17 protein-coding genes, 1 tRNA gene and 1 pseudogene are annotated in these 15,363 nt (G+C 68.4%); 6 read left to right on the forward strand and 13 right to left on the reverse strand.

Translation table 11 applies throughout. The features are described from left to right. Positions 1-75: 75 nt before the first annotated feature. Positions 76-663 (reverse strand): biotin transporter BioY, encoded by a 588-nt coding sequence (locus STROP_RS21210; protein ID WP_012015399.1) that lies wholly within the window; start codon positions 661-663, stop codon positions 76-78. A 432-nt stretch (positions 664-1,095) separates the two neighbouring features. Here STROP_RS21210 and STROP_RS21215 point away from each other — a divergent pair, with 432 nt between their 5' ends. Next, positions 1,096-1,635 (forward strand): GNAT family N-acetyltransferase, encoded by a 540-nt coding sequence (locus tag STROP_RS21215; protein ID WP_026275942.1) that lies wholly within the window; start codon positions 1,096-1,098, stop codon positions 1,633-1,635. A gap of 34 nt (positions 1,636-1,669) precedes the next feature. Here STROP_RS21215 and STROP_RS21220 read toward each other — a convergent pair whose 3' ends face one another. Further along, entirely contained in the window at positions 1,670-1,927 is a 258-nt protein-coding gene (locus STROP_RS21220) for a DUF5999 family protein (protein WP_012015401.1), read from the reverse strand. A 278-nt stretch (positions 1,928-2,205) separates the two neighbouring features. After that, entirely contained in the window at positions 2,206-3,213 is a 1,008-nt protein-coding gene (locus STROP_RS21225) for an ADP-ribosylglycohydrolase family protein (protein WP_028566215.1), read from the reverse strand. Positions 3,214-3,297: 84 nt separating this feature from the next. Here STROP_RS21225 and STROP_RS21230 point away from each other — a divergent pair, with 84 nt between their 5' ends. From STROP_RS21230 to STROP_RS21240, 3 genes are all read left to right on the forward strand, one after another. Continuing rightward, the gene (locus tag STROP_RS21230) at positions 3,298-3,705 is read left to right on the forward strand and encodes a nitroreductase family deazaflavin-dependent oxidoreductase (protein WP_012015403.1); all 408 of its coding nucleotides are present in this window, start codon (positions 3,298-3,300) and stop codon (positions 3,703-3,705) included. Between the two features lie 56 nt (positions 3,706-3,761). After that, positions 3,762-4,418, forward strand: coding sequence for an MOSC domain-containing protein (locus tag STROP_RS21235; RefSeq protein ID WP_012015404.1), 657 nt, complete (start codon positions 3,762-3,764; stop codon positions 4,416-4,418). Between the two features lie 94 nt (positions 4,419-4,512). After that, on the forward strand, positions 4,513-4,914 hold the full coding sequence (locus STROP_RS21240; protein ID WP_187151637.1) for a GNAT family N-acetyltransferase: 402 nt from the start codon (positions 4,513-4,515) through the stop codon (positions 4,912-4,914). A 35-nt stretch (positions 4,915-4,949) separates the two neighbouring features. On the opposite strand, the pseudogene STROP_RS25285 reads toward STROP_RS21240, so the two are convergent. From STROP_RS25285 to STROP_RS25290, 4 genes and pseudogenes are all read right to left on the reverse strand, one after another. Then, positions 4,950-5,099, reverse strand: a pseudogene (locus STROP_RS25285) (hypothetical protein); the annotation flags it as partial. A gap of 153 nt (positions 5,100-5,252) precedes the next feature. After that, positions 5,253-5,816, reverse strand: coding sequence for a GNAT family N-acetyltransferase (locus tag STROP_RS21250; RefSeq protein ID WP_187151557.1), 564 nt, complete (start codon positions 5,814-5,816; stop codon positions 5,253-5,255). Between the two features lie 41 nt (positions 5,817-5,857). Then, complete coding sequence (locus STROP_RS21255) at positions 5,858-6,538, reverse strand: HAD family hydrolase (protein ID WP_012015407.1); 681 nt, start codon at positions 6,536-6,538, stop codon at positions 5,858-5,860. Between the two features lie 40 nt (positions 6,539-6,578). Next, a complete protein-coding gene (locus STROP_RS25290; protein ID WP_155244318.1) occupies positions 6,579-6,755 on the reverse strand; it encodes a hypothetical protein in 177 nt (58 codons plus the stop codon). Between the two features lie 9 nt (positions 6,756-6,764). Between STROP_RS25290 and STROP_RS21260 the strand changes: the two genes are divergently transcribed. Next, entirely contained in the window at positions 6,765-7,757 is a 993-nt protein-coding gene (locus tag STROP_RS21260; RefSeq protein ID WP_026275283.1) for a calcium/sodium antiporter, read from the forward strand. 33 nt (positions 7,758-7,790) lie between these two features. On the opposite strand, the gene STROP_RS21265 is transcribed toward STROP_RS21260, so the two are convergent. The 4 genes from STROP_RS21265 to STROP_RS21280 all read right to left on the reverse strand — a co-directional run bounded on the left by STROP_RS21265 (position 7,791) and on the right by STROP_RS21280 (position 11,312). Beyond that, on the reverse strand, positions 7,791-8,984 hold the full coding sequence (locus tag STROP_RS21265; protein WP_029126856.1) for an RNA polymerase sigma factor: 1,194 nt from the start codon (positions 8,982-8,984) through the stop codon (positions 7,791-7,793). An 83-nt stretch (positions 8,985-9,067) separates the two neighbouring features. Further along, the gene (locus tag STROP_RS21270; RefSeq protein WP_012015410.1) at positions 9,068-9,424 is read right to left on the reverse strand and encodes a YciI family protein; all 357 of its coding nucleotides are present in this window, start codon (positions 9,422-9,424) and stop codon (positions 9,068-9,070) included. Between the two features lie 97 nt (positions 9,425-9,521). Then, positions 9,522-10,892, reverse strand: a complete 1,371-nt coding sequence (locus STROP_RS21275) for an autotransporter outer membrane beta-barrel domain-containing protein (RefSeq protein WP_043535524.1) — start codon at positions 10,890-10,892, stop codon at positions 9,522-9,524. Positions 10,893-11,235: 343 nt separating this feature from the next. Further along, positions 11,236-11,312 (reverse strand) — tRNA-Thr (locus STROP_RS21280). Between the two features lie 306 nt (positions 11,313-11,618). Between STROP_RS21280 and STROP_RS21285 the strand changes: the two genes are divergently transcribed. Then, positions 11,619-12,710, forward strand: a complete 1,092-nt coding sequence (locus tag STROP_RS21285) for an ABC transporter ATP-binding protein (protein WP_012015412.1) — start codon at positions 11,619-11,621, stop codon at positions 12,708-12,710. Between the two features lie 70 nt (positions 12,711-12,780). Here STROP_RS21285 and rlmB read toward each other — a convergent pair whose 3' ends face one another. Both rlmB and cysS read right to left on the reverse strand, forming a co-directional pair. Next, positions 12,781-13,902 (reverse strand): 23S rRNA (guanosine(2251)-2'-O)-methyltransferase RlmB, encoded by a 1,122-nt coding sequence (gene rlmB, locus STROP_RS21290; RefSeq protein WP_012015413.1) that lies wholly within the window; start codon positions 13,900-13,902, stop codon positions 12,781-12,783. Further along, entirely contained in the window at positions 13,902-15,317 is a 1,416-nt protein-coding gene (gene cysS, locus STROP_RS21295) for a cysteine--tRNA ligase (protein ID WP_012015414.1), read from the reverse strand. Before cysS ends, rlmB begins: the two co-directional genes overlap by 1 nt. Positions 15,318-15,363 lie beyond the last annotated feature (46 nt).

The raw sequence follows: 15,363 nt of genomic DNA on the forward strand, positions 1-15,363 counted from the left end.
GGTGGATAGGCCCCATGATTTCCCGGACACGCATGCACAACGAGGGACGCCCTGTTCGTGATATCGACGCAGGCGTTACGGGAGCCGTACCAGGCGCCGCAAGCCAGGTAGCAGACCAGCAGCGAGCAGGGCCTTGAGAAGGTCGCCCAGCAGGAACGGAACGAGGCCCAGCAGGAGCGCGGTCGGCACGTCCATCCCGACAGCAACCATCAGCCAGGGAACACCAACCGCATAGATCACCACGTTCCCGAACACCATCAGCCCGAACATGCGCCATGGCCGCCGGTCCGCCCCGGCCGAGGCCAGCCGGCCGACAACCGCCGCGGCCACCACAAAGCCCAGCAGGTAACCCGCGGTCACCGACGGCCAACCGTGCGTGCCGTCGGCAAACCACGGCACCCCCAACACCCCCGCCACCACGTACAACAGCATGCTCGCCACCCCGCGGGCCGACCCGAGCGCCGTCCCGGCCAGAAGCACCGCGAAGGTCTGCCCGGTGACGGGGACCGGAGACCCGGGAATCGTCACCGACACCTGCGCGGCGGCACCGACGAGAGCGGCCCCACCGACGACCAGGGCGACCTCCCGCGCCAGGGACCCACCCCACGCATCGGCCAGCACCCCGATCCGCTGGCCGGAGGTCATCACCAATCCGTCTGCCATCTCATCCTCCTGTTGTCGCCACCGACGCCGGTGGCATCGCTACAGACCACGGGACTACTCCCGCCCACCGGATCGGGCCTGGTCAGCCGGCCACGGGCGCAAAGAGCCACATCGGAGCGTACGGGCAACCGGGCTCCGCACACAGGTGGCGGGATCGACCAGTGGCACGACCGTGGCGGTACTCCCGGAATCCGGTGGGGCAGCTGCCGCTCGAGGGGGCCGCAGCTGCGCCGCGGCGGGTCAGCCCACCGACTCGGCGACCTATCAGCCCGTCATGCGACGCATCCAGGCTGTTCGCTCATGCATGGGACAGTAGGCGCCAAAAAACACACCCGACCCGGGCCATCCGACCCGCGCGACCCCGCCCCCAACGGGTAGCACCACGCCGAAATACGGGTGCGCCGACGCGTCCGGTTCGATATCGATATCGCCATGCCCGAACTGAGCCTGCCCACCGTACGGGTACACCAATCGTTCGTCGCCGCCATGGCCGAGTTCCGCGCCGAGGGACGCGGCAGCGCGGATGATCAGAGCATGATCGGGTCTGAGCTGCGCACGTTCACGCGCCGCTGGTCGACTCCCGCCGGATTCGCCACGTACGTCGACTGGGTACGGAACCAGACTCTCGAGGATTCACCGCGCCCGGACGGGCACGTGCCGTCGACGACGCTGTGGTGGATCCAGGACGACACCTACCTCGGTCGCCTCGCGATTCGACATCGCCTGACCCCGTACCTGCGGGAGGTCGCCGGTCACATCGGCTACGACGTGCGCCCAACCGGCCGGCACCAGGGCCACGCCACCGCGATGCTGGCTGCCGCACTACCCGTGGCGTACCACCTGGACATCAGGTCTGCCCTGGTGACGTGCGACGTGGACAACGTCGCATCCCGAAAGGTGATCGAGCGCAACGGCGGAGTCTTCGCGGACCAACGCAACGGGAAGCTTCGGTTTTGGGTCCCGACCGCGTGACCAAGCCGTAGGCCACGCGTCAGCGGCATCCGAGTCAGACTCCGCTGTGCCTCTCCCAGTGCCGAGCCGGACCGCGATGCGGCGCTACCGGGCTGTTGTCGGGCATCAACTCACCGGTGTCGTCGAAGACGATCACGCCGTTGCAGCGCAGGCTCCAGCCCTGCTCCGGATGGGAGGCGATGATGCGCGCCGCCTCGTGGTCGACCGCGCTCGCGGCGGGACACGTCGGCTGGTGGGTGCACGTGGTGTTGGCGTTGGGCCGAGATCGGGGGGCGAGGTCGACGGTGTGCATGCCGGTTCTTCCTCTCAGCTGGACGAGTCAGCCGCGCTGGCGCTCGGAGCCGGTGAGGAGTAGCCACGGGGCTGAACGCCGAGAATGGGGCCGGCACCGCAGAGGCCCGACGCCAGGTGGCGACTCCTACCGATTCCCTACGTCATCGCTGAAAACATGAGGCGCCCCGCCTCCTGGTTGATACAGGCACGACAGAATACTGACGCACAGATTGATCGATCATCAAAAATAGGATACGTGAGCGGCGCGGATTCTGCCCGCTGATCACGAGCTGGGAATCAGTCCCAGGCTTCGCCCATCGCGGCGAGTTCACCCGCGTACTCGATCTGATCACGCCAGGACTCGGGCCACACGGCCATTCCGAAGGCGGCACCGAGGAATGCGCCGGTCAGACAGGCGATGGAGTCGGAGTCCCCGGAGGTGGTAGCGGCGCGGGCCAGGGCGGATACCGGATCGTCGGCATGCCGAATCGCGCAGAAGAGTGCCGTGGCCAGGGCCTCTTCGGCGATCCAACCGGCACCGGTGAGCCGGCAGGCGTCCGCGCCGTCGTCGGCGGAGGTGAGCGCGAGATCGAGCCGATCGAGTACGTGCCGGCACTCGTCCCAACCTCGGGCAAGGTAGTCGGCGGGGTGAGCGACGCCGGCCTGCTGCCACAGCACACCCAACCACTCGTCGCGGTAGACGGTGCGCTGGTCGTGGGCCCGGGCTTGCAGCAACGCGGGCAGGGCTGGCAGCTCCGCACCGTCGCGAAGCAGCCGTACGGCGTATGCCGTCAGCTCACTGGCCGCGAGCGCGGTGGGATGCCCATGGGTCATCGCGGCCTGCAACTGCGCCACCCCGGCGAGGGTGTCCAGGTCGTAGTCGGCGACGAGTCCGACCGGCGCGACCCGCATGTTCGCGCCACAGCCCTTGGACTCGATCACCGTGGCGTGGATCCACGGCTTGCCGAGGGCAAGGTCCCCGCAGGCACGCAGGCAGGTCATTCCGGGTGCGCGGTTGTTGTCGGGACTCGCCGCCCACTGCACGAACCGCTCCCGAAGCAGCGGCTCCAGCACCTTGGCTGTCGGCATGGGCGCACTCACCAGCGCCATCCCGACCGCCAGGGTCAGCTGGGTGTCGTCGGTAACCGGTGCGGGGTCGCCCGCCAACTCGCGCGGGCCGCCGGGCCCGTAGCGGGCACGGATGTCCGGGACCGACATGAACTCGGTCGGTCCGCCCAACGCGTCACCATAGGCCAGCCCGAACAGACACCCGGACGCTGCGGTCGGCACCATCAGCTCTCGCATATCGGGTGGATGGTAGCCCAACGGATGACACTGCGGGGTTGCCAGATTGACGATAATGGGCCGGTACGCGAGCAAGGAGAGATCATGAACGACTGGAACGACAGAATCATCAAAGAGTTCCGCGACAACGGCGGGCAGGTCGGCGGCCAGTTCGCAGGCGCGCCACTCCTCCTGTTGCACACCGTGGGTGCCAAGAGCGGCCAGCCTCGCTTGAACCCGATGATGTACCAGAAGGTGGACAACGGCTACGCCGTGTTCGCCTCCAAGGCCGGTGCCCCCAGCCACCCCGACTGGTACCACAACCTGCGCACCCACCCGCGCGTCAAGGCGGAGATCGGCACGGACACGATCGACCTGGTGGCCAGAGTCGCCGCCGGTGACGAGCGGGAGCGGATCTGGACCGCGCAGAAGACCGCCTATCCGGGCTTCGCGGAATACGAAGCCAAGACCACCCGCGAAATCCCCGTCGTCGTACTGGAAGCTGCGCCGTAGACCGCGCCAGAAAGATTCCTTTGCTCCACGCACGGACGACCGATAGGTTGCTGCCCATGGGCAGCATCCTCTCGGTCAACCTGGCGGTCCCGGAACACAGCACCGCGAAGCGAGTCGGGGTCACCGGCATCAACAAGCAGCCAGTGGACAGGCCTGTGCCGGTCCGTGCTCCCGGACCGAAAACCACCGGTCTCCACAGTGGCCTGGTAGGCGACCAGATCTTCGACATCGAGAACCACGGCGGTGACGACCAGGCCGTGTACGCGTACGCCCGCGAGGACTACGACTGGTGGGAAGCCCGACTTGACCGCGTGCTTCCGGGCGGGATCTTCGGCGAGAACCTGACCACGGTTGGCGTTGATGTCAACGGCGCGGTCATCGGCGAGACCTGGCGCATCGGCGACAGTCTGGAACTTCAGCCGACGTTTGGTCGTGTTCCGTGCGCCACTTTCCAGGCCAAGATGGCCGAGCCGCAGTGGGTGAAGACGTTCACCCGGGAAAACCGGCCTGGCACCTATCTGCGCGTCGTCAAGCCGGGAGAGGTGCAAGCCGGAGATTCCGTTTCTGTCGTCGACCGGCCGGCCCACGGCATAACAATCGCGGCGGTCTTCCACGCCTACCTGAACGAGCCGGAGCTACTGCCCGCCCTGACCGAGGTCGAGGACCTACCCGACAGCTTACGACAGCTACTGCGTCGTCGTTCGCGCAGCTGAGGCAGCCGGCCCGACGCCGAACCCCCACCTTCCACGGTTACCAGGTACGCGACCGGACCACAATGTCTGGCGCGAAGCCAACGTCAACGACGTCATCGATCTGTTTCTCAGTTACCTCGACTTCTACCAGCGGCCGAACACTCGCCCGGCGGCGGTGGGATTCCTGCGTGCCCGACAGGCACGCCAGGAGTCCATCCTCTACGTCGCACGGGCCGAGGAGGGCCCGATTGGGTTCAGTCAGGTGTACCCCACATTCTCGTCCGTCTCGTTGGCTTCGGTGTGGACCCTCAACGACCTCTTTGTCGCGCCCCAGGCGCGCGGTTCAGGAGTAGGGCGCGCACTGGTCGACCGGGTCATCTCGGATGCGGAGGCTGCCGGCGTGATCCGGGTAGCGCTCGCCACCGCGGAAGACAACACGTCGGCGCAGGCCCTGTACGAATCCGCGGGATTCACCACCGGGCACCCGGTGCGCCACTACCTCAAGCGGACATGTTGAGTGGGCGACGCGGTCGTTCGCGCCGGCTCGCATAGCTACAGCGACACGTCTCGAATGACATCGAGATCGATGAAGCGAGGGCCATCGGTGCACAGCGGCAGGAAAGCCGCGTGGGTAGCGTTGGTCACGGCCAACTCGGAGTTCACCACCCCGTCGTCGTACGAGTCGAATTCGAGAATCTCCATGCCCCCTCAGTCATCCCTTGCGATTGCGCTACTGCCCATAACCGCTCGCCCAACACCTCCACACCCGTCAACAAGTACAGAAGGGATGAATCAGTACCGGCGAGCACAGGAGTGGACCAACCGAAGGACTAGCCCGTTTTCACCCTGCCACCATCAGCCCAGACTTCCGACGCCGCTCGGTCCGCCGGCACCTTCACGCTCACCCCACCACCTAACGGCCTCAATCCGGTAGCGCACGTGAGGCGCACCAGCCCTGTTCTGGCCGGGCTCGGCCAGGACCCCGCCGAGCTTCTCCACCGCGCGCCGAGAACGAAGATTCGCCGGACCGACAAGAAAAATGACGGTATCGACGAACCGAAAAGCGTGATCCAGCATGAGCCGCTTGAGCTCCTTGTTGTAAACCCCACCCCAGTGGGAACGCGCGAGAAAGGTCCAACCAATTTCGACCTCGCGACGATCCAGGCTATAGCCGTGATATCGAGATGATCCGATCAGACGGAGGTCCTTGGTGTCGACCACTGCCAACGCGCCTCCGGAGGCGAGAGCATCCAGGAAGAAGGCACGAAAAATATCCTTTTGGTGCCGGTCTGGCTGCGGATGCTGTTCCCACAACAGCGGGTCAGCGGCGACAGCGAACAGCTCATCGAAATCCGCCGGCCGCAGTGGCCGTACGGCAATCAGGTCGCTGGTCAGGACGGGCTGGAGTTCAAACGACACTACGAGGGCTCCGATCATAGGCGGGACAACCCGTGGCTCATTCATCCACTCAGCGAGGCAAGCAGCCGGGGGAGATCAGCGAGGCTCGGGATCCGGTGCACACCCACCGGCACCGGCACTGTGGATCGTGCGCGATCCAGCCAGATTCCGACCAGTCCCGCGTCGCGAGCGGCCACTGCGTCCGTGTCCAACTGGTCACCCACGTAGGCGACCGCTTCCGGCGGCAACCCGAGGGATCCGCAGCCGGCCAGGAACGCCGAGGGATCCGGCTTCGCCCGGGCAAGTCGGTCCGAACACAGCAGCACCTCGAAGTGGTGCCGCAATCCCAGGGCGGTCAGTCTGCGCTCCTGATGCGTGGTGCTGGAGTTGGACAGGATCCCGTGCCGGTGCGGCAGCGCCGCAAGGGCCGCCGTGACGTCCGGGAACGCCGTCCACGCGTGCTCGAACAGCGCGGTGTAGCGCCGGAGCCACGCGTCCGCCTCCACGTCGTCCGGCGTCCGCCCCAGGAACCCACTGACCCGCTGTCGCTGACACTCCTCGTACGTAAGCTCCCCAGCAGCCAACCGACCGTAGGCAGCCTCGGTGGCCCGCTGCCAACGCTCGAACGACGTCGCTGAGGCGGATAGACCCTCCGCCTGGAAGTGCTGCGACAACGCCCGCCGGTCCGAGCCAGAGAAGTCGAAGAGGGTGTCGTCGACGTCCCACAACACCGCCTCGATCACAGCTCCGAGCCTAGTTCCCTCCGCAACCGGCCGGATCGGGTCACATCGCCGCCGTACCGGAGAAGGAGCGTGATGCCGCAGCCAAAATCCGGGGGCCGCCGTCGGGACACGCCGACTTGTTCGCCGCCCACACCCCGCACGAGTCGACCAGGGCAGTAGGTTGGGCTCCGGTACGCCGGGCGCCGGTCGACGGGATAGCGAGGACAACGCCGTACATGAGCGCATCATGCTGATCCGAATTCTCCTCGCCGTCGCCGGTCTGCTGCTGCTCACCGTGGCTGCCGACCACCTCGTGCTCGGCGCGTCGCGGCTCGCCCACCGGTTGCGGATCAGACCCGTCGTCGTCGGCGTCGTGGTGATCGGTCTCGGCACCTCGGCACCGGAGCTGCTGGTCTCCGGAGTGGCTGCGGCCCGAGACGACACGAGCATCGCCATGGGCAACATCGCGGGCTCCAACATTCTCAACCTGACCATGGTCCTCGGCGTCGCCGCACTGGTCGCCAAGGTCACCGTGAAGTCGACGGTGATCTACCGTGAGGCGCGGCTCGCGGTCGGCGCGGTGCTGCTCTTCGGCCTCCTGGCCTGGACCGGCCTGAACGTCGTAGCCGGTGCGGTGCTGCTGATCGCCGCCGCTGGCGCGCTGTGGCTACTGGTCCGGTGGGCGGGCGAGGGCGAAGCCGCCCCCCTGGCCCGGGACGTGGTCGACCATGTGGAGAGCGACAACGTCGCCGGGGTCGGCCCGGGTGGTCGCACCGAGCCGACGCCGCGCCAACGGCCGGCCCGGTGGGAGCCGGTCCGCACCGTCCTCGGCCTCGTCGGGGTCCTGGCCGGGGCGCAGCTGCTGGTCGTCAACGCCGCCGCCATCGCCACCGACCTGGGGGTCCCCCAGCTGGTCATCGGGATGACCCTGGTCGCGGTGGGCACCTCGCTGCCGGAGCTGGTCACCACGATCCAGGCCCAGCGGCAGGGGGAGTCGGACCTGCTCGTGGGCAACCTGTTCGGCTCCAATCTGTTCAACAGCCTCGCCGGCGGCGCCGTGATCGCCTTCGCTGCGCCGACCACCGTTCCCGGCACCAACATCGCACTCGTCCTGGTGATGGGCCTGACCGCGGTGGCGGCGTGGATGCTGCTCCGCCGGAGCTATTCACTCACCCGTCCGGAAGGCTCGGTGCTGCTCGCGGCGTATGTGCTGACGATGCCGCTGCTACTGTCCGCGTAGCCGGCAGGACGGCCACTCGGAGGAGAGCGCAGGCTATCTGGCCGACCCTGGACGGCTTTCCCACGAGGTGGGTGCCGACACCTCGCACAGGCGCCGGAGCAGGTATCGGTGCTCGGCGTCGGTCCCGCACAGATCGAGCGCCCGACGGTAGGCGGCCGCCGCCTCGGCGTGTCGCCCCAGCCGACGCAGCAGGTCGGCCCGGGTCGCCGGCAGCAGGTAGTAGTCGTTGAGCACTCCAGTGGCGGCCAGGCGATCCACCAATGCCAGTCCGGCTCCGGGCCCGTCGGCCATCGCCACCGCCACCGCCCGATTGAGCTCGACGACCGGGGTGGGTGCCAGGCGGACGAGTTGCGCGTACAGTCCGACGATCTGCGGCCAGTCGGTCGCCGCCGCCTCGGGTGCCTCGGCGTGGACCGCAGCGATCGCCGCCTGCACCTGGTAGACGCCGGGGCGGCGCTGGGCCAGTGCCTGCTCGAGTAGGGCGACCGCTTCGGCGATCTGGGGGTGGTCCCAGGCCGAACGGTCCTGGTCGGCCAGGGTGACGAGGTCGCCACGCTCGTCGACCCGGGACGGGCGGCGGGCGTCGTGCAGCAGCATGAGCGCGAGTAGTCCGCGGGCTTCGGGCTCAGCCGGCATAAGGGTGGTGAGGAGTCGGGCCAGCCGGATCGCCTCTGCGGAGAGACCGGCCGTCACGAGGTTCGAGCCGGCCGTCGCCGCGTAGCCCTCGTTGAACAGCAGATAGAGCACCGAGAGCACGGCCGACAGTCGCTCCGGCAGCAGCTGGGCCGGCGGGACCCGGAACGGGATCCCGGCATGGCGGATCTTGCTCTTCGCACGGAACAGCCGTTGCCCCATGGTGTGCTCCGACACCAGGAAAGCTCGGGCGATCTCCGCTGTCCGGAGCCCGGCGAGGTAGCGCAGCATGAGCGCGACCTGCGCCTCGCCGGTAAGCGCCGGGTGCACGCAGGTGAACATCAGCTCGAGGCGTTCGTCGGGAAAGTAGCCGACCGGGGCCGGCTCCCCCAGCCGGGACACGTCGCGCAGCTTCCCGGCCTCCACGGCGGAGCGACGAAGCCGATCCACTGCGCGATTGCGGGCCGTGGTGGCGAGCCATCCCCCGGGACGGTCCGGTATCCCCTCCGTCGGCCAGCGCGTGAGCGCCGCGGTGAACGCGTCCTGGGCGCACTCCTCCGCCAGCTCCCAGTCCCCGGCGAGCCGGATCAGCATGGCAACGATCCGCCCCCAGTCGTCGGCGTAGGCGGTGGCGACCGCCACGCTGACCCGGCCCGCCTCAATGTCGGTGCTCAGTCCTACTCCCAGAACGGCCGCAGCTCGACCACATTGCTCCGCGCCATCGGGTGCTTCGACGCGACCTCCACCGCCTCGTCGAGGTTGGCGCAGTCGAGTACGTCGAAACCGGCGATCACGTCCTTCGTCTCGGCGTACGGCCCATCGGTGAGCAGGACCTTGCCATCGCGTACGCGAACCGTCGTCGAGTCGCTTCCCGGACGGATCGCCTCGCCCAGCAGCCGTACGCCTCGGCCGTCCATCTCCTCGACCCAGGTGTCAACGTCCATCTCGTCCGGTGCGGCACCGACGGGACGGCCGAGGTCGCCCGCTCCCTCGTCGGCCGGCCGGTTGACACACACCAGCATCAGGTACTTCATCTGCCCACCTTCTTCGCCTCGTCAGCCAACCGCGCCGGGTGGCTGACCCCTACGACGAACGACCCGCCCTGATTTCTACCGTGCGCCGCGACGTATTTCAGCCCGGGCAGTCGGGGACGTTGACGCAGTTGTTCGGCCGGTTCTTGGTCACCACTGTGCCGGTGGCCGGGTTGAGGACAACCACGCCGCCGGGGGCGTTGAAGATCCCGCCGCCGTCGGTGATGGCGGTGTTCTTTTCGACCGAGGTGTTGTAGAGGGTGACCGTGCTGTTGGCGAGGTTGTACACACCGCCGCCGAGGGCAGCGTGGTTCGCCGCTACCGTGACATTTCGGAGCACCGTCGGTGCCAGAACATTGAATATCCCTCCGGCGAGGCCGTTCGTGGTGTTCTCGATGATCTTGCTGTCTTCGATGACCGCGGCGGATTCGCCGAGGCTGTTCTGCACGTTGACGCCGCCGGCCTGCTGGATGCCGCCGTTGTTGACGACGGTGACGTTCCGCATGGTCAACTGCCCCTCGGCGAAGATGCCGCCGGCGGCGACGCTGGCGTGGTTGTCGGCGAAGGTGGAGTTGACGATGGTGGTGATGGCGCGGAAGTCGCCGATTCCCCCACCGGCACGAGCACGGTTCCGGATGAAGGTGCTGTCCCGCACCTCGGCGGTCCCGTCCTCCCCGGTGCCAATCGCGCCGCCGACGTCAAGGGCGCTGTTGTCGGTGAATCGAGTTTTCGAGACGGTGAGCCGCCCTGCGTTGAAGATGCCGCCACCCCCCAGCGCGGCGGTGTTGCCGGTGACCGTCGACTCCTCGACGGCAGTGATGCCAAGGTTGGCGATGCCGCCGCTGGACCCACCGGATATGTTGCGGACGATCGCGCTGTGCCGGGCGGTCAGCCGGCCGCCGGCGTTGACGAGGACACCACCCCCCGGGATGCCCGCCAGGGTGCGCCCACCAGTAATCGTCAATCTGTTGAGGGTAAGGTCACCGCCGGTGTCGACGATGAGGATGCGGAACGGGTCGGCGGTTGCGGCGCGTTCGATGGCGGTGCTCTTGGCACCGTTGAGGGTGATGGGGGCGGTGATGGCGGGCAGGCCGGCACCGTCGATGCCGACGGTGAGCAGGTAGGTACAGTCCTCGGCAAGGTCGAGGGTGGCACCGTCGCGGGCGTTGGCGAGGGTGATCGCGGCGATCAGCGCCTCCGCGCCGCAGGGGACGGGGGTTCCCGTCGGCTTCGCTCTCCTCTCCTCCACGCTCTTGCCCCGGTCCTCGGACCTACCGCCGTCGCGGTGGCCATCGGCGGCGATCCGGTCACCGGCCACGGCGCGGATGCGGACAAGAGCATCGGTGGCTGGCGAGACGGCGACGCCGACGAGGGTGAGGACCAGGCCGGTCAGCCCGAGCACCCACCACAGCGGCCTGACCCGGCGTACGCCTGTCCGGTGGGGTTTGGGTTCATGGTGTTGATGAGTCATGGCAACGTCGGTGTCCCTTTCCCCCGGCATGGACGAGGAGTGGAACCACCAGGGGCAGAGTGGTGGGCTCCCCGGCTACCAGGCAGGTGGTAGCAATCATCCTGAGCTAAACCGACAAAGCACCCACAAAGGCGCAAACCCGACAAACTTCCCTAGATCAGGCGTTAGTTCAGTCGGCTAGCGCCTTGCCCCACCGCCGAACCCCTGATGCGCAGGCGTAGCTGATCCAGGGCACCGACCACCAAGGGGCGTTCGGTGGAGGTTGCCGTGACCTCGTTGCTGTCAGCGTTGCTGTCAATCCGGCGATGCACAACGGCACCCGTCGTGGAATGCCGGATGGAACTGGAGCCCCCGGCCGGGATCGAACCGGCGACATCTCGCTTACAAGGCGAGTGCTCTGTCCAGCTGAGCTACAGGGGCGTGTTGCCGAGGCCAGCATAGCGACCGACATCCAGATTTCCTGCGCGGCAGGCCCTGCCTGCATGACAAACGTCGGTCGCACGTCACGAACGCTGTCGTTTCGTGCCCGCCACTGCCCGCTTGACCCTTATGCGTATGGCCCTGGTCCCACCAGCTACTCCCGTTCTTGGCAGGCGGTGAAAACCGATCTACGGTGCAGGGACACGGTCGACGCCCGTCGCCCGTGGGCCGGGCGCAGCTGCGGACCGGCCCGCTCTTTCACTCGGATCGTCCGGCACGTTCCTGCCGGTGAAAGGAAGCACCCCCATGGCCACGGTTACCTACGCCAAGGCGTCCCGGATCTACCCGGGCACCGAGCGGCCCGCCGTCAACCAGCTCGACCTGGAGATCGGCGACGGCGAGTTCCTGGTCCTGGTCGGCCCCTCCGGTTGCGGTAAGTCCACCAGCCTGCGCATGCTCGCCGGGCTCGAGGACGTTGACCAGGGTTCGATCTCCATCGACGACCGGGACGTCACCCACCTGCCGCCGAAGGCCCGCGACATCGCGATGGTCTTCCAGAACTACGCCCTCTACCCGCACATGTCGGTGTACGAGAACATGGCGTTCGCCCTCAAGCTACGCAAGACGCCGAAGGCGGAGATCGACCGGCGGGTCAAGGAGGCGGCGACGCTGCTCCAACTGGAGGAGTACCTCGGCCGCAAGCCGAAGGCGCTCTCTGGCGGCCAGCGCCAGCGGGTGGCAATGGGGCGGGCGATCGTCCGCGAGCCGCAGGTCTTCCTGATGGACGAGCCCCTGTCGAACCTCGACGCCAAGCTGCGGGTGCAGACCCGTACGCAGATCGCGTCCCTGCAGTCCAAGCTCGGTGTGACCACCGTCTACGTCACCCACGACCAGGTCGAGGCCATGACGATGGGGCACCGGGTGGCAGTCCTGCTCGACGGCGAACTCCAGCAGGTCGACACGCCGCGGGCGCTCTACGACACCCCGGCCAACGTCTTCGTCGCCGGCTTCATGGGCTCGCCGGCGATGAACATCAAGACCGTGCCGTTGACCGACAAGGGCGCCGAGTTCGCCGAGATGCACATCCCGCTCACCCGCGAGCAGGTCGAGGCGGCCCGCGCCGAGGGAGCCGGCGACAAGATCGTGGTGGGCTTCCGTCCGGAGGACTGTGAGCTGGTCAGCCCGACCGAGGGGGGCCTACCGGTCACCGTTGAGCTGGTCGAGGACCTCGGGTCGGACGCCAACATCTACGGCCACGCCGCGCTGGAAGGCACCAACGAGCGGTTCGTGGTCCGCACCGACCGGCGCACCATGCCGAACATGGGCGGCACCGTGTTCGTCCGGCCGCAGCCTGGACGCAGCCACATCTTCAACTCGAAGACCGGCCTCCGGATCTGAGATACCCACCAGCCTGACCTGCGAGGGGGGCGGTCCGCTGACGCGGACCGCCCCCCTCGGTGTACGGGGTTCAGACCCCGGCGGCCCGGCGGCGTGCCACCTCGGCGAGTGTCACGGCCGCCGCGACGCTGGCGTTCAGCGACTCGACATCGGAGACCATCGGGATCTGGACCGTCAGGTCACAGGTCTGGCCGACCAACCGGGACAGGCCACGCCCTTCGGAACCCACCACCACCACGAGCGGGCCAACAGCGGCTTCCAGGTGGTACAGGTCGGTCTCCCCGTCGGCGTCCAGCCCGACCACAACGAAGCCGGCGTCCTTGCACGCCTTCAGCGCCCGGGTCAGGTTTGTGACCTGGGCGACCGGGACCCGCGCGGCGGCACCGGCGCTGGTCCGCCAGGCGGTCGCGGTGATCCCGGCGGCCCGCCGTTCGGGGACGAACACCCCCTGCGCGCCGAACGCGGCAGCCGACCGGATCACCGCACCCAGGTTCCGCGGGTCGGTGACCCCGTCCAACGCCACCAGCAGCGGGGCCGGCTGCTCCAGCGCTGCCGCGGTCAGGTCCTCGAACGGCTCGTACCGGAACGGCGGCACCTGGAGGCCAACGCCCTGGTGCAACACGCCGCCGGTCATCCGGTCCAGCTCGGCGCGGCTGACCTCCAGCATCGCGATACCCCGGTCCGCCGCGGTACGGACGATCTCGCTGATCCGGTCGTCGGTGTTGAGTCCCTGCGCCACGTAGAGGGCGATCGCCGGCACGTTCGCGCGCAGTGACTCGAGCACGGGGTTCCGGCCGACCAACAGCTCGGGGGCGTCCTTCGCCGGGTTCGTCCGACGACCGGGGGCGACCCGCGGGCCACCGCTCCGACCGGCTGGCCGGCCCCGGCCGCCCTTGTTGGTGGGGACGCCCCGGCCGCCGCCCCTACCCCAGGTGGTGTCCTTCGTGCCGGGTGTACCGATCTTCGGGGCGCGCCCCTCCTCGGCCGCGCTCCGGCGCTCCTTCTCCTGCTTCCAGGCGGTGCGCTGGGGCAGCTTCTCCGTGCCCGAGTACGCCTTGTGCCACGGTCGCTCGTCGGCGGGCAGGGTACGGCCCCGCCCGGCAAGGGCGTCCCGCCCCTTGCCGCCGGAGCCCTTCGGGGCACCCGCCTTCGGTGTCAGCCGCCGGCTACGGCGCTGCGAGTTGCCGGCCATCAGTCCTGCTCTCCAATAGTCCAACGGGGGCCCTGGGGGGTGTCCTCGACCACCACGCCGGCCTGCTTGAGCTGGTCGCGAATCGCGTCGGCGGCGGACCAGTCCTTGCGGCTGCGCGCTTGCGCACGCTGCTCCAGGGCCAGCTGCACCAGCGAGTCAACCACGGCGCCCAGGTCGTCCGTGCCGCCGCCGGCACTCCACGCCGGGTCGAGGGGATCGACCCCGAGGATATCCAGCATCGCCCGTACCTGGCCGAGCGCGGTGCGGACGGTCACATCGTCGCCGCCGGTCAGCGCGGTGTTGCCGTCCCGAACCGTCTCGTGCAGCACGGCGAGCGCCGCTGAGGTGTTCAGATCGTCGTCCATGGCGGCGGCGAACGCCGCGGGCACCACACCGGGTTGTCCGGCGCCGACCCGCTCGGTGGACCGCTGCACGAAGCCCTCGATCCGCCGGTACGCGACGGCCGCCTCCCGCAGCGCGTCCTCCGAGTAGTCGATCACTGACCGGTAGTGGGCGGCGGTGTAGTAGTAGCGCAGCTCCACCGGACGCACCCCAAGCGAGTCCACGTACGTTAGGTCAAGGGTGTTACCGCAGGACTTGCCCATTTTCGCGCCGCCGATGTTGAGCAGGCCGTGATGCACCCAGTAACGGGCGAACGGCAGGCCGGCCGCCTGCGACTGGGCGAGTTCGTTCTCGTGGTGCGGGAAGGTCAGGTCCAGCCCGCCGCCGTGGATGTCGAACTCGCTTCCGAGGTAGCGCCAGCACATCGCCGAGCACTCGATGTGCCAGCCGGGCCGGCCCCGACCCCACGGCGACGGCCAGTACGCGTCGGCGGGCTCACCGGGCTTGGCGCCCTTCCACAGGGCGAAGTCACGCGGATCACGTTTGCACCGGTCGGGGGCGTCGCCCGCGGGCTGCATGTCGCCCGGAGACTGGTTGGACAGCGCCCCGTACGCGGGCCAGGAGTGCACGTCGAAGTAGACATCCCCGGAGCCGTCGGTGGCCGGGTAGGCGTGCCCGGCGTCGATCAGTTCCGCGATCAGCTGCTGCATCTCCGGGATGTGCCCGGTGGCTCGCGGCTCGTAGGTCGGGGGCAGCACGTTCAACGCCCGGTACGCGGCGGTCAGCTTCAGCTCGTTGGCGTAGGCGATCGACCAGTACGGCAGGTCCAGCTCCACCGCCTTGACCAGGATCTTGTCGTCGATGTCGGTCAGGTTCCGAATGAAGCGGACCTCGAGCCCGTGCGCCAGCAACCATCGGCGGAGCACGTCGTAGTTGACGCCGGACCGAAGGTGACCGATGTGCGGCGGTGCCTGGAGGGTGAGACCACACAGGTAGATCCCCACCTTGCCGGCTTCCCGCGGGACGAAGTCCCGCACCGAATGGGTGGCGGTGTCATACAGGCGTAGCGTCACTGGACAAGGGTATCCGTCCCCGCTCCCCCAGGCCGCCGGGAGCCGG

The organism is Salinispora tropica CNB-440, from assembly GCF_000016425.1.
Taxonomy (GTDB): domain Bacteria; phylum Actinomycetota; class Actinomycetes; order Mycobacteriales; family Micromonosporaceae; genus Micromonospora; species Micromonospora tropica.

What these genes read in the sequence shown, in the direction of transcription:
- STROP_RS21220 (WP_012015401.1), bottom strand. Translation starts at nt 1,927, where the DNA reads ATGCACACCGTCGACCTCGCCCCCCGATCTCGGCCCAACGCCAACACC.
- STROP_RS21270 (WP_012015410.1), bottom strand. Translation starts at nt 9,424, where the DNA reads ATGAAGTACCTGATGCTGGTGTGTGTCAACCGGCCGGCCGACGAGGGA.
- STROP_RS21215 (WP_026275942.1), top strand. Translation starts at nt 1,096, where the DNA reads ATGCCCGAACTGAGCCTGCCCACCGTACGGGTACACCAATCGTTCGTC.
- STROP_RS21225 (WP_028566215.1), bottom strand. Translation starts at nt 3,213, where the DNA reads ATGCGAGAGCTGATGGTGCCGACCGCAGCGTCCGGGTGTCTGTTCGGG.
- STROP_RS21230 (WP_012015403.1), top strand. Translation starts at nt 3,298, where the DNA reads ATGAACGACTGGAACGACAGAATCATCAAAGAGTTCCGCGACAACGGC.
- STROP_RS21260 (WP_026275283.1), top strand. Translation starts at nt 6,765, where the DNA reads ATGCTGATCCGAATTCTCCTCGCCGTCGCCGGTCTGCTGCTGCTCACC.
- STROP_RS21275 (WP_043535524.1), bottom strand. Translation starts at nt 10,892, where the DNA reads ATGACTCATCAACACCATGAACCCAAACCCCACCGGACAGGCGTACGC.
- rlmB (WP_012015413.1), bottom strand. Translation starts at nt 13,902, where the DNA reads ATGGCCGGCAACTCGCAGCGCCGTAGCCGGCGGCTGACACCGAAGGCG.
- STROP_RS21285 (WP_012015412.1), top strand. Translation starts at nt 11,619, where the DNA reads ATGGCCACGGTTACCTACGCCAAGGCGTCCCGGATCTACCCGGGCACC.
- STROP_RS21210 (WP_012015399.1), bottom strand. Translation starts at nt 663, where the DNA reads ATGGCAGACGGATTGGTGATGACCTCCGGCCAGCGGATCGGGGTGCTG.
- STROP_RS21235 (WP_012015404.1), top strand. Translation starts at nt 3,762, where the DNA reads ATGGGCAGCATCCTCTCGGTCAACCTGGCGGTCCCGGAACACAGCACC.
- STROP_RS25290 (WP_155244318.1), bottom strand. Translation starts at nt 6,755, where the DNA reads ATGTACGGCGTTGTCCTCGCTATCCCGTCGACCGGCGCCCGGCGTACC.
- STROP_RS21265 (WP_029126856.1), bottom strand. Translation starts at nt 8,984, where the DNA reads ATGCTGATCCGGCTCGCCGGGGACTGGGAGCTGGCGGAGGAGTGCGCC.